This window comes from Profundicola chukchiensis (assembly GCF_029664245.1).
GTDB lineage: Bacteria > Bacteroidota > Bacteroidia > Flavobacteriales > Weeksellaceae > Profundicola > Profundicola chukchiensis.
This window is the reverse complement of the sequence record NZ_JANAIE010000002.1, coordinates 53,558-71,079: the sequence shown is the minus strand read 5'-3', so window position 1 is coordinate 71,079 and position 17,522 is coordinate 53,558. Positions and strand designations below refer to the sequence as shown.

Annotated in this window: 15 protein-coding genes; 13 read left to right on the top strand and 2 right to left on the bottom strand. The window is 34.9% G+C overall.

What is annotated here, in order from left to right; genetic code table 11:
- Positions 1 to 34 precede the first annotated feature (34 nt).
- The 10 genes from prfA to NLM59_RS02540 all read left to right on the top strand — a co-directional run bounded on the left by prfA (position 35) and on the right by NLM59_RS02540 (position 11,457).
- Positions 35 to 1,123, top strand: coding sequence for a peptide chain release factor 1 (gene prfA / locus NLM59_RS02585; RefSeq protein WP_304416181.1), 1,089 nt, complete (start codon positions 35 to 37; stop codon positions 1,121 to 1,123).
- A 76-nt stretch (positions 1,124 to 1,199) separates the two neighbouring features.
- Complete coding sequence (locus NLM59_RS02580; RefSeq protein WP_304416180.1) at positions 1,200 to 2,465, top strand: DUF2851 family protein; 1,266 nt, start codon at positions 1,200 to 1,202, stop codon at positions 2,463 to 2,465.
- Entirely contained in the window at positions 2,455 to 2,676 is a 222-nt protein-coding gene (locus NLM59_RS02575; RefSeq protein WP_304416179.1) for a PspC family transcriptional regulator, read from the top strand. Before NLM59_RS02580 ends, NLM59_RS02575 begins: the two co-directional genes overlap by 11 nt.
- Before the next feature lie 244 nt (positions 2,677 to 2,920).
- Positions 2,921 to 5,020, top strand: a complete 2,100-nt coding sequence (locus NLM59_RS02570; RefSeq protein WP_304416178.1) for an amino acid carrier protein — start codon at positions 2,921 to 2,923, stop codon at positions 5,018 to 5,020.
- A gap of 88 nt (positions 5,021 to 5,108) precedes the next feature.
- Positions 5,109 to 5,969: a helix-hairpin-helix domain-containing protein gene (locus NLM59_RS02565; RefSeq protein WP_304416177.1), complete on the top strand. Its 861-nt coding sequence runs from the start codon at positions 5,109 to 5,111 to the stop codon at positions 5,967 to 5,969.
- 143 nt (positions 5,970 to 6,112) lie between these two features.
- Entirely contained in the window at positions 6,113 to 6,568 is a 456-nt protein-coding gene (gene rplM, locus NLM59_RS02560) for a 50S ribosomal protein L13 (protein WP_304416176.1), read from the top strand.
- A 3-nt stretch (positions 6,569 to 6,571) separates the two neighbouring features.
- Positions 6,572 to 6,958: a 30S ribosomal protein S9 gene (gene rpsI / locus NLM59_RS02555; RefSeq protein WP_304416175.1), complete on the top strand. Its 387-nt coding sequence runs from the start codon at positions 6,572 to 6,574 to the stop codon at positions 6,956 to 6,958.
- Between the two features lie 210 nt (positions 6,959 to 7,168).
- A complete protein-coding gene (rpsB, locus tag NLM59_RS02550; protein ID WP_304416174.1) occupies positions 7,169 to 7,939 on the top strand; it encodes a 30S ribosomal protein S2 in 771 nt (256 codons plus the stop codon).
- A gap of 66 nt (positions 7,940 to 8,005) precedes the next feature.
- A complete protein-coding gene (tsf, locus tag NLM59_RS02545; protein ID WP_304416173.1) occupies positions 8,006 to 8,830 on the top strand; it encodes a translation elongation factor Ts in 825 nt (274 codons plus the stop codon).
- A gap of 95 nt (positions 8,831 to 8,925) precedes the next feature.
- On the top strand, positions 8,926 to 11,457 hold the full coding sequence (locus NLM59_RS02540; RefSeq protein WP_304416172.1) for a T9SS type B sorting domain-containing protein: 2,532 nt from the start codon (positions 8,926 to 8,928) through the stop codon (positions 11,455 to 11,457).
- Here the strand turns inward: NLM59_RS02540 and NLM59_RS02535 are convergent, their stop codons facing one another.
- Positions 11,458 to 12,477, bottom strand: coding sequence for an FAD:protein FMN transferase (locus NLM59_RS02535; protein WP_304416171.1), 1,020 nt, complete (start codon positions 12,475 to 12,477; stop codon positions 11,458 to 11,460). It lies immediately after the preceding gene.
- A complete protein-coding gene (locus tag NLM59_RS02530) occupies positions 12,470 to 12,835 on the bottom strand; it encodes a Na(+)-translocating NADH-quinone reductase subunit F (protein WP_304416170.1) in 366 nt (121 codons plus the stop codon). The genes NLM59_RS02535 and NLM59_RS02530 overlap by 8 nt, the downstream gene beginning before the upstream one ends.
- Positions 12,836 to 12,985: 150 nt before the next feature.
- Between NLM59_RS02530 and NLM59_RS02525 the strand changes: the two genes are divergently transcribed.
- From NLM59_RS02525 to lon, 3 genes are all read left to right on the top strand, one after another.
- Entirely contained in the window at positions 12,986 to 13,834 is an 849-nt protein-coding gene (locus NLM59_RS02525; RefSeq protein ID WP_304416169.1) for a transketolase, read from the top strand.
- Between the two features lie 46 nt (positions 13,835 to 13,880).
- Positions 13,881 to 14,834 carry a transketolase family protein gene (locus NLM59_RS02520; protein WP_304416168.1) on the top strand — a complete coding sequence of 318 codons (954 nt, stop codon included), beginning with the start codon at positions 13,881 to 13,883 and terminating at the stop codon, positions 14,832 to 14,834.
- A gap of 262 nt (positions 14,835 to 15,096) precedes the next feature.
- Positions 15,097 to 17,511 (top strand): endopeptidase La, encoded by a 2,415-nt coding sequence (lon, locus tag NLM59_RS02515; RefSeq protein WP_304416167.1) that lies wholly within the window; start codon positions 15,097 to 15,099, stop codon positions 17,509 to 17,511.
- The last annotated feature ends 11 nt before the right edge of the window (positions 17,512 to 17,522 follow it).

The window sequence follows — 17,522 nt, the reverse complement described above, 5'->3', positions numbered from 1 at the left end:
ATCTCTTTTATAAGAAGAAAATTCCAGCAATCATATGTCAGATTTATTAGAAAAATTACAAGGTATACAACAACGTTTTGATGAAATTCAGGATTTAATCATCCAGCCGGATATTATTCAAGATCATGAACGTTATGCCAAATTAAATAAAGAATATTCCGATTTAAAGGAATATATGGAAGTCAAAAAAGACTATGAAGCTCGCTTGAATCTACTTAAGGAGGCGAATGAGATTATAGAAAACTCAGGAGATCCAGGTATGATTGAATTAGCGAAAATGGAAAAGGATGAGGTTCTTTCTAATTTGTCTGATTTTGAAGAGGAAATCAAGTTTATGTTGATTCCTAAAGACCCTGCAGATGATAAGAACGTGATTGTAGAATTACGTGCAGGAACTGGAGGAGACGAAGCTGCAATTTTTGTGGAAGATGTCTTCAGAATGTACACCATGTACTTCAAAGAAAAGAACTGGAAATTTGAAATTATAAATGCCAACGAGGGTAGTGTAAAAGGTTACAAGGAATTGGTGATGGAAGTTTCGGGGGATCGTGTTTATGGAACCATGAAGTTCGAATCTGGAGTTCACCGTGTTCAACGTATTCCAGAAACTGAATCTCAAGGACGGGTTCATACTTCGGCGATTACCGTGGCTGTTTTGCCAGAGGCAGAAGAAGTGGATGTTGAAATTAATCCAGCTGATTTAGAATACCAAACGGCTCGTTCGAGTGGTGCTGGAGGACAGAACGTAAACAAGGTTGAAACTAAAGTTCAATTAACTCACCATCCTTCTGGAATTACGATTCAATGTCAAGAATCTCGTTCGCAGCACAAGAATAGAGAGAAAGCATTACAACTATTACGTGCTAAATTGTATGAGATTGAGTTAGAAAAAGCTCAAAATGAACGTTCAGAACAAAGAAAATCATTGGTGTCTAGTGGTGACCGTTCGGCTAAAATTAGAACTTATAACTATCCACAAGGTCGAGTTACGGATCACAGAATCAATAAATCTATCTTTAATTTAGATAATTTCATGAATGGAGATATTCAAGAAATGATCGATGCGCTTAAACTTGCTGAGAATACAGCTAAGTTACAAGCAGGTAGTGATGAGGTTTTTTAATTAGTTCTAGGTTCAAATCTGAATAATTTTTAAGATTAAATAATTTTCTTTTTATAACTTAGTCAAAACGAGACTTTTGACTGAGGACTTCCTATATTATATTTGGCAGTTTAAACTGTTCGATAATCCTTTGTTTACATGGGATGGTGAAGAGGTCTTTGTTGAAAAGCCAGGTCTTAGAAATGTTAATGCTGGTCCAGATTTTTTGAATGCTAGTCTTAAAATTGGTAATATATCATGGCATGGAAATGTAGAAATTCATGTCAAAACATCTGATTGGCATCTCCATGGTCATGATCATGATCCTAATTATGAAAATTTAATTTTACACGTGGTTTATCACCACGATACTGATGCAATGCCACATGACTGTCCGCTGGTAGAATTGAATCAGAAAATCCCATTGAGTCTTTTCGAAAACTATAAAAACCTTCAGCAAACAACTCAATTTATTCCCTGCGAAAATCTTTTCCATACGGTAGATGGATTTACTAAATCTAGCTTTTTAGAGGCTTTGTATATTCAAAGATTAGAGGAGAGATCACGTATGTTAGAGCAACGCCTCGAGCGCTTAAATGGTGATTGGGAAGCTCTGATGTTTGAACGAATTGCTTATGTTTTTGGTTTAAAAGTAAATGCTGATGCTTTTGAAATGTTAGCTAAATCTTTCCCATTTAAAAACCTACAAGAAATCAATCGTAAAGCTGAAAATATGGAAGCATTTTTATTCGGTCAAGCGGGATATTTGAATGAACCCACCGATGAATACCATCAAATGCTTTCAAATGAATATCAATTCCTTAAACATAAATACAATTTAAAAGCATTAGAAAATCATCATTTTAAATTATTGCGATTAAGACCGCCTAACTTTCCCACGATTAGAATTTCGCAATTGTCGAGTTTGTATGCCGATGAGGTTAATTTATTCTCAAAAATAATGGGAGCTAAAAGTTTAAATCAATTGAATGATATTTTTCAAAAGGTAAAAGCTTCCACTTATTGGAATACGCATTATACTTTTGGTAATCTAGCTAAAACCAATACTGAAAAGTGTTTGACACAACAAAGAATTCAACTCATTATTTTGAATGCCGTTGTGCCTATTAAGTATTTATATGCTAAGAAATATGGAGCCGATAATATCGAGGATTTATTGGATATAGTAAGAGAAATTAAACCTGAAAACAATTCTATTATTAAAAGCTTTAAGCAAATTGGCGCGAATATTAAAGATGCTTTAGATAGTCAAGCTTATTTGGAATTGAAAAAACACTACTGTGATTCTAAAAAATGCTTAAATTGCAGAATTGGAAATAAAATCATTCATCATGTTAGATAAATTGCGAACAACTATGGAGGGAAACGGATTCGAGGTGATTTCTCGTATCTCGGACAAGTTCGGATTACGAGCTTCTAAACTACGTTTGTTGTTTATTTACTTATCTTTTGCCACGCTCGGAGTAACCTTTGTTTTTTACTTAGTATTGGCGTTTTTCTTATGGGTGAAAGATGGTTTAGTAGTAAAAAGAAAATCTGTTTTTGATTTATAAGAATTTCTCATTCAAAACCTATCAGATTTAGCTGAAAAGTTAAAGAATCTTGCCATAAATTGAGCTTTCCTTTGTAATACCTATGTTAAATATACAAGCTCTAAAATGCATCTAAACGAGTTGATTATCAAATCTATATACTCATTAAACATAGGGGGGTTCAACTGACGGTTTGAACATTATATTTGAATTTTATTAAGAAATCGCTATTATTGTGTTAGATTTTTAATTCTAAACACAATCCATGACTCGAATTATTATATTTTTCTTTTTTATATCGTCTTTGGTTTTCGCTCAGGAACCAGATCAGTTAAGCACTGGTTCAGATGAGTTTAGAATGACTTCGGAGGTAATTAATCCAAGTGATTTAATTAATGATGCTGAAATTAGATTAAATGTATTTGGCGGTACAGAGCCTTACGTTTATTATTGGCCAAAGGAAACTACCGATACGCTTTCTAATAGATCAGTAGGGTTGACAGAGGGAGTTAGAAAAACAGTAAGAGTTAAGGATGCTACGGGAAAAGAATTAACTAAGGAAATTTACATTCCTGCTACGAGTATCACAGAAAAGTTTAATGGATTCTTTGTTCCATTAGTTGATAAAGTTTCTGGTGTCATGTTTTTTGACGTTTTTTCTTGGCTAGGAATTTATGATCCAGTGGTTTATGCTGATCAAAAACTAGTACCTATCCCCAACTGGACTTCTGATATTGAAGATAGATTTGTATTAAAGAAATGGCTTTTAGAAGAAGGAGCTCATGTGAATGAAGGTCAAGTTATCGCCGAAATTGAAAATAAATTGGGTGAAGTACAACAGATTACCTCTACCGTTAATGGTAAATTAAAATATTTAGTAAAAGAGGGTGGAGTTATTTATGATTCTGAGAACAAGGCTCATGTTATCGAGCAAGGTGCATTTTACCTTGCAGCAGTTGAGTATGATAAGCCTCAAGCTTTAAAACATCCTAACGGAAGTACTCAAACCAAGAATATTCCATTTATTGTAGTTTGGTTAGTTATTGCAGCTATATTCTTTACGTTTAGAATGGGGTTTATCAATATTCGTGGGTTTAAACACGCAATTGATTTAGCAAGAGGTAAGTATGATGATCCTAATGCGCCAGGTAGAGTGACTCACTTTCAGGCTTTGGCAACTGCGGTATCTGGAACAGTAGGTTTAGGAAATATTGCGGGTGTTGCTGTAGCGGTTTCATTAGGTGGAGCAGGAGCAACTTTCTGGTTAATTGTCGCTGGATTCTTAGGTATGTCAACCAAGTTTGTTGAATGTACCTTGGGTGTAAAATATAGACAACTACACGAAGATGGAAGAATTTTCGGGGGACCTATGAATTATCTAAGCGAAGGTTTAGAAAAGAGAGGGATGAAAGGTTTCGGGAAAGTTTTAGCAGTAATATTTGCTATTCTAACTGTAGGAGGATCTTTTGGAGGTGGAAATATGTTCCAGGCCAATCAAGCTTTTGAGCAGCTAGCCGGACAAATAGAAACTTTCCAAGGCCATGGTTTTTGGTTTGGTGTGATTACAGCTATTTTAGTTGGTGCTGTAATTATCGGAGGAATTAAAAGTATTGCTCGTGTAACGGAGAAAGTGGTTCCATTTATGGCAACAGTATATGTAATTGCTTGTTTAGTTGTTATTGGAATGAACTTTCAAAATATTGGCTTGGCATTCCAAGCTATTGTTGATGGTGCATTTAATCCATCGGCATTAAAAGGTGGAGTAATAGGCGTTTTAATTGTTGGATTCCAAAGAGCAGCATTCTCTAATGAGGCGGGTGTTGGTTCGGCAGCTATTGCTCACTCAGCTGCTAAAACAAGTCACCCACCAAGTGAAGGTTTTGTTGCCTTATTAGAGCCTTTTATTGATACAGTTGTGATTTGTACATTGACTTCTTTAGTATTAATCTTCACTGGAATGCACGAAGTTGAAGGTTTAGCAGGAGCGCAATTAACTTCAGATGCGTTCGGTTCTGTGATTTCATGGTTCCCTTATGTTTTGGCATTTGCGGTATTCTTATTCGCGATTTCTACTATGATTTCTTGGTCATACTACGGAATGCGCGCTTGGACTTACTTATTCGGAAAGAGTCTTAAATCTGAATTGATTTATAAAGGCTTATTCCTGGTGTTTGTGGTAATCGGAGCATCGATTAGTTTAGGTGCTGTATTAGATTTTTCTGATATGATGATTTTATTAATGGCTTTCCCTAACATTATTGGATTGTATATAATGTCTAATGAAGTTAAAGCTGATTTAAATGATTACATGAAAAATCTAAAGGCTGGAACTTTGTTTAAAAATGAAAAAGTCAAGAAGAAATAGCAATAGTCTTAAGGACTATTTTTTTTCCCACTTCGGCATGACCAAGCGTCAACGGAGTGGGTTTTTTATTTTAATTTTCTTGGTAGTAATGGCAGAACTAATTATACAGTTTTATCCATTTGGACAGAATAAAACTACTCAAAACTTAAGTTTTACACCAACAGAAGAAGCTTTATTATTAAAACAAGAAGAAGAAACTGGGGCTCAAAATGCCGAGTTTCAAAAAGCTGAACTAAAAAGGTTTAATCCAAATGCTTTAGATGCTAAAGGCTTCGAGGAATTAGGTTTTAGTTTAAAACAAGCGGAGTCTTTAATTAGGTATAGAAATAGTTTAGGAGGAAATTTTAGTAGTGTGGAGGAGTTTTTCGCGGCTTATGTAATGTCGGATTATATGATGGATAGGCTTGAGTCTTATATTGATATTAAACCTTATGCAGCGACTTTAGTTAGGAAACCAAGTCAAGCTAAATACGAGAATAAGTATGAGACTAAAAAGTCCTACTCCAAAATGAAAGCATTTGATCCTAATGAATTAGATGCTAAGGGATGGATGGAATTAGGTTTTAGTGAAAACCAAGTTCCTGTTATTTTCAACTACAAAAACTCACTCCCAGGTAAGCGTTTTGAAACCTTAGAGCAAATAAAAGCTTGTTTTGTGATTAATGAGTATATGTTTAATCGGATTAAAGATTATGTTAGAATTACTAATTCTCCTTCCTTTGAAGTTGAAAGTAAAGAGGAATCTAAGTTGAGTACAACTAGTTTAAATCCTAATAAAATGTCGGTCAGTGATTGGGAAGCTTTGGGTTGGGATACGGCTGATGCAGAGAATATAATTAAGTATAAAGAATTCATAGGAGGCTTTAAAAAACTAGCAGATTTAGAGAAATGTAAATATATTTCGTCCGAAGACTTAGAAAAGTTTAAAAATAGGATGGTATTTGAATAATAAAATATATCTTTGCAGTCTTAAAATCTGAGGATTAATAAAAAGTGATTAAATACCAAAAAACATTTTGGTAACTTAAAACATTTTTATAAATTTGCACCCCGATTTTATTACGGAAGATTAATATATTTAAAATCAGTTCAGTGGATACACTTAGTTATAAAACAGTTTCAGTAAACCAAGCTAATGCGGATAAGCAATGGTTATTGGTTGATGCAGATGGTCAAAATCTTGGGCGTTTAGCTTCTAAAGTTGCTAAAATGCTTCGCGGTAAGCACAAACCAAACTTTACTCCTCATGCAGATTGCGGGGATTATGTTGTGATTGTGAATGCTGAGAAAATTAATCTTACTGGTAATAAGTGGGAAGATAAAGTTTATCAAAGGTTTTCTGGATATCCAGGAGGTCAGAGATCAGAAACTGCTACTCAGTTATTCAAGAAAGATGCTACTCGTTTGGTAGAAAGTGCCATCAAAGGTATGTTGCCAAAAAATAAATTGGGTAGAAAGATTTACAAAAACATGAAAGTTTATGTAGGAGAGGAGCACGATCAGTCGGCACAAAAACCTACTAAAATAGATTTAAACGAATTCAAATAATATATGGCAACTATTCACAAAATAGGTCGTAGAAAAAAAGCTATCGCTAGAGCTTACGTAGAGGAAGGAAAAGGCGATTTCAATATCAACGGCCGCGATTTGGATACTTACTTTTCTACAGAAGTATTAAAATACAAAGTTCAACAACCTTTCTTGTTAACTGAAACACTAGGTCAGTATGATATTAGTGTAAAAGTTCACGGAGGTGGAAACACTGGTCAAGCAGAAGCTATTCGTTTAGCTATCTCTAGAGCATTGTGTGACATCAACCAAGAGTTCAGAGGTGTTCTTAAACCAGAAGGTTTATTGACTCGTGATCCAAGAATGGTTGAGCGTAAGAAATACGGGCAGAAGAAAGCACGTAAGAAGTTCCAATTCTCGAAGCGTTAATATATTTCGCTTGTTCGAATCAGAAACTCATTCAACAATATACAGTTTGCCCAATTCATTTTGGGCGAACTTTTTTCAATAATAATAGTAAAACAAATAGCCGGTTAGTTTAGCATCCAAATTTTTTGGGCGAGACCAAATTTATATAGGTTGACCACCAAATGATTGATTGCTATTGAGCGGAAAGTAAACTAATTTTAAAACAACAAAATGGCAAAAAAAAGCGTTAAAGAATTGTTAGACGCAGGTGTACATTTCGGTCACCTTACGCGTAAATGGAATCCAAACATGGCTCCTTACATTTTCATGGAGAAAAATGGAATCCACATCATCGACTTACACAAAACTGCAGTTAAATTAGAAGATGCTTCTAATGCAATGGAGAAAATGGCTGCTTCTGGTAGAAAGATTTTATTCGTTGCTACTAAGAAACAAGCTAAAGACATCGTAGCAAAATATGCTGGAGATGTTAACATGCCTTACATCACTGAGCGTTGGCCTGGTGGAATGTTAACTAACTTTGTTACCATTCGTAAAGCAGTTAAGAAAATGAACTCTATCGATAAAATGAAGAAAGATGGTACTTTCAACAGTTTATCTAAAAAAGAGAGATTACAAGTTGATCGTCAGAGAGCTAAATTAGAAAAAGATTTAGGTTCTATCTCTGATATGACGAGATTGCCTTCGGCTTTATTCGTTGTTGATATCGTAAACGAATCAATCGCAGTTAAAGAAGCAAAGAAATTAAACATTCCTGTTTTTGCAATTGTAGATACAAACTCTGATCCTAGAGAAGTTGATTTCCCAATCCCAGCAAACGACGATGCTACAAAATCTATCGAGATTATCATGCAAACAGTTACTGACGCTGTAAGAGAAGGATTAACTGCTAGAAAAGCAGAGAAATCAAAAGGTAAAGAAGATAAACCAGCTAAAAAGGCAGCTAAGCCAGCTAAAGCTTCTAAAGACGAAGAAGAATAAATTTCTCTTCACTTTTTAGTGAAAACTTATCTTTAAAATTTTTGTAAACTTAAAAAAAATAAATAAATGTCATATAAAGTAACAGCTGCAGAGGTTGGTAAATTAAGAAACATCACAGGTGCAGGAATGATGGATTGTAAAAAAGCCTTAGTTGAAGCTGAGGGAGATTTTGACAAAGCCATTGAAATCCTTAGAAAGAAAGGACAAAAAGTTGCTGCTAAGCGTGCTGACAGAGAAACATCTGAAGGTGCTGTTATCGCTGCTACTTGTTCTGAGAACAAAAAAGGAGTGATTGTAGCTCTTGGATGTGAGACAGATTTCGTTGCTAAAAACGATGATTTCGTTGCTTTAGCTACTAAATTAGCAAATCACGCATTAGACTTTTCTACGAAAGAAGAATTATTAAATTCTGAATTCGAAGGAATGAAAGTAGAAGATAAATTAGTTGAGCAAACAGGTGTTATCGGTGAGAAAATCGGTATCGTAGATTTCAAATCTATCGAAGCTCCTTTCGTTGGTTCTTACATTCACAATGGTAACAAGATTGCTGCTGTAGTAGGATTAAGCGAAGCTGTAGATAATGGAGAAGAAGTAGCTAAAAACTTGTCAATGCAAGTTGCTGCTATGAACCCAATCGCTTTAGACGAAGATGGTGTTGATAAAGAAATCATTGAGAAAGAAAGCGAAATCGCTAAAGAAACTTTAAGAAAAGAAGGTAAGCCAGAAAATATTTTAGACAATATCGTTAAAGGTAAACTTCAAAGATTCTTTAAAGATAATACTTTAGTTCACCAAGATTATATCATGGGAGAAAAACAATCAGTTAAAGAATACTTAGCTGAAGTTAAAGAAGGTTTATCTATCACAGATTATGCTAGAGTAGGTTTATAATATAAACCTCCAATTATAGAATTCGTAAAGCTTCTCCCTCGGGAGGAGCTTTTTTTATTTATGCTTTATTATCTTTGTAGCATAAATCCTAACTTTTGAAAAATACCTACCTATACTTTATTTTATTCATTGCTATTATTTTCAATGCCCAACCGGTTGAGAGTGACTCCCATGGATTTAATAATTCACAACCAACTACCTCAAGTGAAATTAACAATACAACCGATCAAGTTTGGTCTATTACTGTTTGTGATGATGATTTCGACGGTATTACCACTTTTACTTTTGATGAAATAGTAGCTCAGTTGAACGAAGAGTTTCAAGATTCTACAGGGGCAGAAGACGAAGTTTGGATTGCCAATTCTTACAATGGTATTATTAAGATAGAAAATGTTTCTACAAATCCTAACAGGGTTTTTGTTTGTGACTATAGTGATTCCTTATACGAAATTGCGATTAATCAAGATATGACTGTATTTGTAAGTACACGAAATGGCTTACATTCAGTAAATACTGAAACTTGTGCCTACACGCGTGTGGGCTCTTTGCCTGAGACTTCAAACCTTGCGATGTCGTTCGATACACAAAATAACTTATATGTTGGTGGAAGACATTCTAAGGTTTATAGAGCCGATGCTGGGCAATTCGATGATTATTATGTTTGGCATGACTTCGGAGCAGGTAGTTCTGGGGGAGATTTCGTCGTGATTGGCGAATATATGTACATTGCTTGGGCGATTAATTACGACAACTATTTATATAAAGTTACACTAGACGACGATAATCAGTATGTGAGCCATGAGAACTTAGGAATGATCGATGATCAAACTTTTGGATTGGCAGCAGAAAATGGTATCCTATATGGAGTTACACCGGATTATTTATATTCGATTGATTTACCAAGTTTAAACACACAAAGAATTATTCAAAACTCTAGCACAACTCCTTGGTGGGGAGCGGCGGGATTACACGAAGCCATTAGCTATGATTTTAGTTTTCACTTAACTCAAGAACAAGCTCAAAATGGTTCTAATCCGTTAGACTCTACTTTTAGTAATACGGTTCCTAATTATCAACAAATCTTCATTAGAATTTATAACGAAACTACTGATGAAACCGAGGTGATTGCTTTAGATTTAAATGTAGTGACACCACCAGAAACCCAAGCTACTAGCTTATATCAATGTTCAACCGGAAATGAATTAGGTGTATATGATTTAACGAATGCGATTCCTAATATGTTAAATGATACAACAGGTGTTAATATTTCCTATTACACCTCAATGAACGATGCAGAGAATCAAAGCAATCCTATTAACAATCCAACTTCTTTTCAAGCGACAAGTGAAGATCAGCTAATTTATGTTCGTTTCGCTAATGGAGAATGTGATTCTTTTAATACCATTACATTACAAAATGATGCTGAAACATTGGATTTAGGAAGTGATTTAAGCTTTTGTGAAGGTCAATCTGTAACCATTAGCCCAAATGCTAGTTTTGATTCTTATGAGTGGTCTGGGCTACAAGGTGAGGATTTAGTGAATAATGATATAAATTCAAGTGAAATTACTGTTACACAAGCTGGTACTTATACCTTAACAGTGAGTTATGGAAACAACTGTACACTAACAGAGCAAATAACAGTTAGCGCGGAGAGTTTACCAGTTTTTACAGATCAAGTTTTATCTTTTTGTTCTGACTCTCAAAATATTTCAGTGAGTTCGGCTGAATTGATTTCTTCCTTAAATGATGTAAATCCAGCTTTAAATTATACTTTATTTAATTCTGAAACTGATGCGAATAATGGAATGAATCAATTATCGGGAAATTTAAACTTAAGTAATCAACAGAATTTAATCGTTAAGGTTAAAAATAACGCTAATTCAGATTGTTTTACATTAAATGAATTAAGTATAAATATAAACCCTACTCCAGATTTTGATTGGACTGAAAATTTAAGTCTTTGTCAAGGTGAGAGCTTAAGAATTTCTGTTCCTAATAGTTTTGTTTCTTACCAGTGGAGTGGCTTACAAAATGTAGATGCTGAGCAAAATGATTTAAACTCGAATGAGGTTGAAATCACACAAGCCGGAACTTATACATTAGAAGTGTTTAATGATAACTGCTCAGTTCAGAAGCAAGTAACAGTAACTTATGAAGAGGCAGCCACGATTCAAAGTGTAAGTATTAATGGAAACGATGCTAGCATTATTGCAACCGGAATTCCACCGCTAGAATATAGTTTTGATGGCCAAAATTGGTCGAGCAACCCCAATGCAACAGATTTACCTATTGGGGAACACACAGCTTACGTAAGAGGGGAAAATGTTTGTGGAATTACCGAATTTAATTTTGCCTTATTCTCATTTACCAATGTAATTACACCCAACAATGATGGATTAAATGACACTTGGTATGTGAAAGGACTAGAAGCTTATCCTGGTACCAGCGTTAAAATCTTCGATAGATACGGTAAGCTATTAGTAGATAAAACCATCGATGGTAGCTTTGAATGGGACGGTACCCACAACGGCAAAAAATTACCTACTGATAGTTATTGGTATTTAATTGAAGTGGTAGATGGCCGAAAATATTCGGGACACATTACGGTAAAGAATTACAGATAACTATTCTGCGTCATTTTTCTTTAATTCAAATCCATTAAAGGCTTTATTCATAAAATTTCCATTTTCATCACTCCAAATTAAATAGAATTTTAATTCAGGACGGGTTGGAATATATTCTAAAGCTTTATCTAATCCCATCGCCATAAGGGCTGTTGCGGTTGCATCTGCTTCAGCACAACTTGGTGCAATCACCGACGCACTTAATAAAGGAGAAACCTCTGGGTAACCTGTTTTAGGGTTCATCGTATGAACGATTTTTTGTCCAGTTTCTTCATCTATGTGGAATTTTCTGTAATTTCCAGATGTTGCCATAGCTTCATTGTTTAATTCTAAAACAGAATTAAGTACTCTTTCTTCTGCATTTTCTATAGGTTCGTCAATTCCGATTGTCCAAGCGTCGCCATTAGGTTTTTTTCCTTTAGCAATCATTTCTCCACCGATTTCAATCAGATAACTTTCAACTTTTTTACTATCCAAGAATTTAGCAACTTCATCATTCACATAACCTGTAATTGCATTAAAGCTTAAGGCCACACGCGGATCTGTTTTAGATAGAGAATTCTCAAGAATGCTAATGTTTTTTAATCCGATGAATTTCATCACCGAATCAACTTGCTGCTCCGTTGGTGAGTTCTTAATACCTTTAGATGAGAATCCCCACAAATCAGATAAAGGAGAAACACTTGGATCATAGAAACCATTGGTTTTAGTATTATAATTTCTAGATATAGAAAATAACTCCAAAAGCATTCTATCCGCTGAACTTCCATTTTCACTTTCATTGAATTTGGTTAAAATAGAAGTAGGGATGTAGGTATTTACAGAATGGTCGAATTCTTCTAAAATGTCTTGAATATCCTCATTAAAATTTTTGTCATAGCTATAATAAACAATTCTAAATGTAGAACCGTAAGCATCGCCTTCCATGACGATAGGTTCATTGGCTTGTTCTTTTTGTTCCTCTTTCTGACAAGAAATCAAAAATAAACTTATAAAGCTGAAAATTAATAAATTACGCATGAGTGTGTAAGGTTTTAAATCCATTAAATAGAATTCTATAAGGTTTTCCTCTTTGCATTGGTGCATTTGGATCTTCGTCATTACACAAACCAACACCTGCAAACCAAACACTAGAATCTTGGGTTTTTGCGTGCTCGATTACCTTTTCAGAAACCTCAGGAACATCAACAAAACTATTAGGGAACAACACGGTGTTGACCATAACAAATGTAATAGGCTCTCCAGATTTGAAAATAACAAATTGAGGATGTTTTTTAAGTTTAGAATTAACTCCTAAAAATTCATAACCCAATTTCTGTAACTCTTCACCAATAAAATTCATTCCGATATGGTGAATCTCTTCTTCCGTAAAATTCATATAGTAAAGGTACATTTTTTATTAGAATGCACTGAATTTTATATAAAAGCCTTTTATTAAAATCCAAATTCAATATTATGATATAATAAAGACAGAAACTTCTCAACTTTCTTGTCGTAAATTGTTATTTTTGGTAAAATTTTAAAACGTATGGCTAATTTACAAGAGTTGCAAGAACTTAGCGCACAAGTGAGAAGAGACATTCTCCGAATGGTTTATGCAGTAAACAGTGGACATCCAGGTGGATCTTTAGGATGTACAGAATTTATGGTAGCACTGTATAAAGAAGTTATGGATTATTCTACCGACTTCAAGATGGACGGTAAAGACGAAGATGTCTTCATTCTTTCTAATGGGCATATTTCTCCTCTTTTATATAGTGTTTTGGCAAGAACTGGTTTCTTTCCTGTAAGTGAATTACAAACTTTTAGAAAATTAAATTCTAGATTACAAGGTCACCCAACTACCCACGAAGGCTTACCTGGAATTAGAATCGCTACAGGTTCTTTAGGTCAAGGTTTATCGGCTGGAATCGGTTTAGCAATTGCTAAGAAATTAAATAATGATTCTCACTTAGTTTATACTCTACAAGGAGACGGTGAGTTACAAGAAGGTCAAATTTGGGAGGCTTTAATGTATGCTGGAGCTAATAAAGTTGACAATATCATTATGACAATCGATGCGAACGGAAGACAAATCGATGGTGATACAGATGATGTGTTGAACTTAGGATCATTAGAAGATAAATTAAAATCTTTTATGTGGGATGTTGTTCACGTGAAAGACGGGAATGATATGGAGCAAGTTTTAGCTGGATTAAAAGAAGCTAAATCAAGAACTGGTAAACAAAAACCAGTAGCAATTTTACTGCACACAGAAATGGGTTACGGAGTAGACTTTATGGTTGGAACTCATGAGTGGCATGGTAAAGCTCCAAATGCTGAGCAAATGGAGTCAGCGATGAATCAGATTCCAGAGACATCACTTAAAGATTATTAAAATTAAATTAAAAAGATTAGAATTAAGTTTCAATTAAGCCAATACAATGAAATATACATATACAGAGAAAAAAGATACACGATCAGGATTTGGTGATGGATTGTTGGAAGCTGCAAAGAAAAACGAAAATGTTGTTGCTCTTTGTGCGGATTTAACGGGATCACTTAAAATGGATGGCTTCGAAAAGGAGTTTCCAGAAAGATTTTTTCAAGTTGGAATCGCAGAAGCTAATATGATTGGAATTGCTGCAGGACTTGCTACAGGCGGTAAAATTCCTTTCACAGGTACTTTCGCTAACTTCTCAACAGGTAGAGTTTATGACCAAATTCGTCAATCGGTTGCTTATTCAAATAAAAACGTAAAGATTGCTGCATCACACGCAGGTCTTACTTTAGGTGAGGATGGTGCAACTCACCAGATTTTAGAAGATTTAGGTTTGATGAAAATGTTACCTGGAATGACCGTAATCAATCCTTGTGATTATAACCAAACTAAAGCTGCAACCATTGCTGTAGCAGAACACGAAGGTCCGGTTTACTTAAGATTTGGTCGTCCGAAATGGCCTGTTTTCATGCCAGAAGATCAACCTTTCGAAATTGGTAAAGGTATTTTATTAGAAGAAGGAACAGATGTAACTATCGTTGCTACCGGACATTTAGTTTGGGAAGCATTAGTAGCTGCTGATGAATTAGAGAAAGAAGGAGTTTCTTGTGAGGTGATTAATATTCATACAATTAAGCCTTTAGACGAAGAAATAATCTTGAAATCTATTGCTAAAACTAGAGCTATCGTAACAGCTGAAGAGCACAATATCTTTGGAGGTTTAGGAGAAAGCGTTGCGCGTTTAGTAACAACTAAAGACCCAATTCCACAAGAGTTTGTAGGTACACAAGATACTTTTGGAGAAAGTGCAACACCAGAAGAATTAATGGTGAAATACGGTATCGATTCTAAAACTATTGTAGAGAAAGTTAAAGCAGTTATTTCTAGAAAGAAATAATTTGATTTGAATAAATAAGTATAAGGTGCTCATTGCATAAATTGTAATGAGCACTTTTTTTGTGCCTAACCCAACTTTCATAATACTAGCAATGGTTCGGGTGGCATAACTATTGACCTTATAATAAGTTCGATAAATATGAGTGAATCTGTTTCATCAATATTAAATTAAATACACTGATAATCAATTGATTGTGTGTTTGGTTAAATTAATATAAAACTGACGATTCGGCAGTATTTATCGATTTTAAACCCAAAAGAGTATGATAATAGACAACTTGTCATTACAAGAAAATATAAACGAAGATTCAGAATTCATCCCTTTGTTGACACCAGAGGAGGAGGATCACTTGTTAAATACTGAAACACCAGATGAAATTCCGATTTTGCCTTTGCGAAATACGGTGTTATTTCCAGGAGTGGTAATTCCAATTTCTGCAGGAAGAGATAAATCGTTGAAACTTTTGCGTGAAGCTTACAAGAAAAACCAAATTATTGGTGTGACAACGCAGAAGGATCCTAGCATTGAAGAACCTGAAACCTCTGAAATCAATATCATCGGTACGGTGGCTAAAATCCACAAAATGATTAAGTTGCCAGATGATAATACGACAGTGATTCTTCAAGGTTTAAGAAGGTTTGAAATTGAAGAGTTTACGGCGACTGATCCTTATTTTAAGGCAAAAATTAAATTAATCGATGATGCTCGTCCTCCAAAAAAGGATAAAGAATATCAAGCGATTCATGATTCTATCAAAGAAGTTGCGATTGAGATCGTTAAGAAAAATCCAAATATTCCATCAGAAGCAAGTTTTGCGATTAAGAATATCGAGAGTCCATCTTTCTTAGTGAACTATGTGGCTTCGAATATGGATTTGTCTAATGAGGAAAAACAGAAATTATTAGCTGAATCTGATTTAAAGGCAAGAGCAACTGCTACCTTGAAACATCTCAATATGGAGTTGCAAAAACTTCAATTGCGTATGGATATTCAATCCAAGACGCGAACAGAGATGGATCAGCAGCAGCGTGAATATTACTTAAATCAACAGTTACGCACCATTCAAGAAGAATTAGGTGGTGTTTCTCAAGAACAAGAAGTTGATGAGTTAGTTCAGCGTTCTAAAGATAAAAAATGGTCTAAAGAAGTTGGTGAGCATTTCGAGAAGGAAATAAAACGATTGAAAAGATTAAATCCACAAATGCCAGAGTTTTCGATTCAAAGAAATTACCTGGAATTTATGTTGGATTTACCATGGGACAAGGTTTCTAAGGATAAATTAGATTTAAAGCGAGCTGAAAAGATTTTAAATAAAGACCACTACGGCTTAGAAAAAGTGAAAGAGCGTGTGCTAGAATATTTGGCAGTTCTTAAACTAAAAGGTGATATGAAATCACCGATTATATGTCTATATGGACCTCCGGGTGTGGGTAAAACGTCTTTAGGTAAATCTATTGCAAGTGCTTTAAACAGAAACTACCAGAGAATGTCTTTGGGTGGTTTGCATGATGAGTCAGAGATTCGTGGACATAGAAAGACCTATATCGGAGCGATGCCTGGTAGAATCTTGCAAAGTATTAAAAAAGCAGGCTCTAGTAATCCTGTATTTGTCTTAGATGAGATTGATAAACTTTCTAGAAGTGCGCACGGAGATCCTACTTCTGCGATGTTAGAAGTTTTAGATCCAGAGCAAAACACGGAATTCTATGATAACTATTTAGAGATGGGATATGATTTATCAAATGTGTTGTTTATTGCAACGGCAAATGATATTTCGAATATTCCAGCGCCATTGAGAGATCGAATGGAAATGGTTCAAGTGAATGGTTATACGGTAGAGGAGAAGGTGCAGATTGCTAAGAAATATTTATTACCAAAACAATTAGAAGCGCATGGTCTTAAAAAAGGTGATGTGGTTTTAGGGAATAAAGAATTAGAGTTTGTGATCGATGGCTACACTCGTGAATCTGGAGTTCGTACTTTAGAAAAACGAATAGCAAAGATTGTTAGAAATGTGGCCAAAAACACGGCGATGGAAATCGAGGTTGAGCCTAAATTGAAGAAAGCAGATTTAGAGGAGATTTTAGGTCCACCAAGGGAATCTAGTAAGTACGAGAACAATGATGTTCCAGGAGTGGTTACGGGTTTGGCTTGGACAAGTGTAGGTGGTGATATCTTATTCATTGAGTCTATTTTATCTAAAGGAAAAGGGAATTTAAGTATGACCGGAAATTTAGGTAAAGTAATGAAAGAATCAGCTCAAATTGCATTGGAATACGTGAAAGCAAATCACGAAAAACTAGACATTCCGTTGAAGCTGATAGAAGAGAGTAATGTTCACGTTCACGTGCCAGAAGGAGCTGTGCCTAAGGATGGACCATCTGCCGGTATTACGATGTTAACATCGATTGTATCGTCTTTCACGCGTCGCAAAGTTAAGGCTAATGTCGCGATGTCAGGTGAGATTACTTTAAGAGGTAAAGTCTTACCTGTTGGAGGAATTAAAGAGAAGATCTTGGCGGCTAAACGTGCCGGAATCAAACATATTATTTTGTGTGATGACAACCGTAAAGACGTGTTAGAAATCGAGCAACGTTACTTAAAAGGAGTTGCTTTCCATTATGTGAAATCGATGGAAGAAGTTCTAGATATTGCTTTATTGAAAACTACGGTTTAATTCATTTAAAA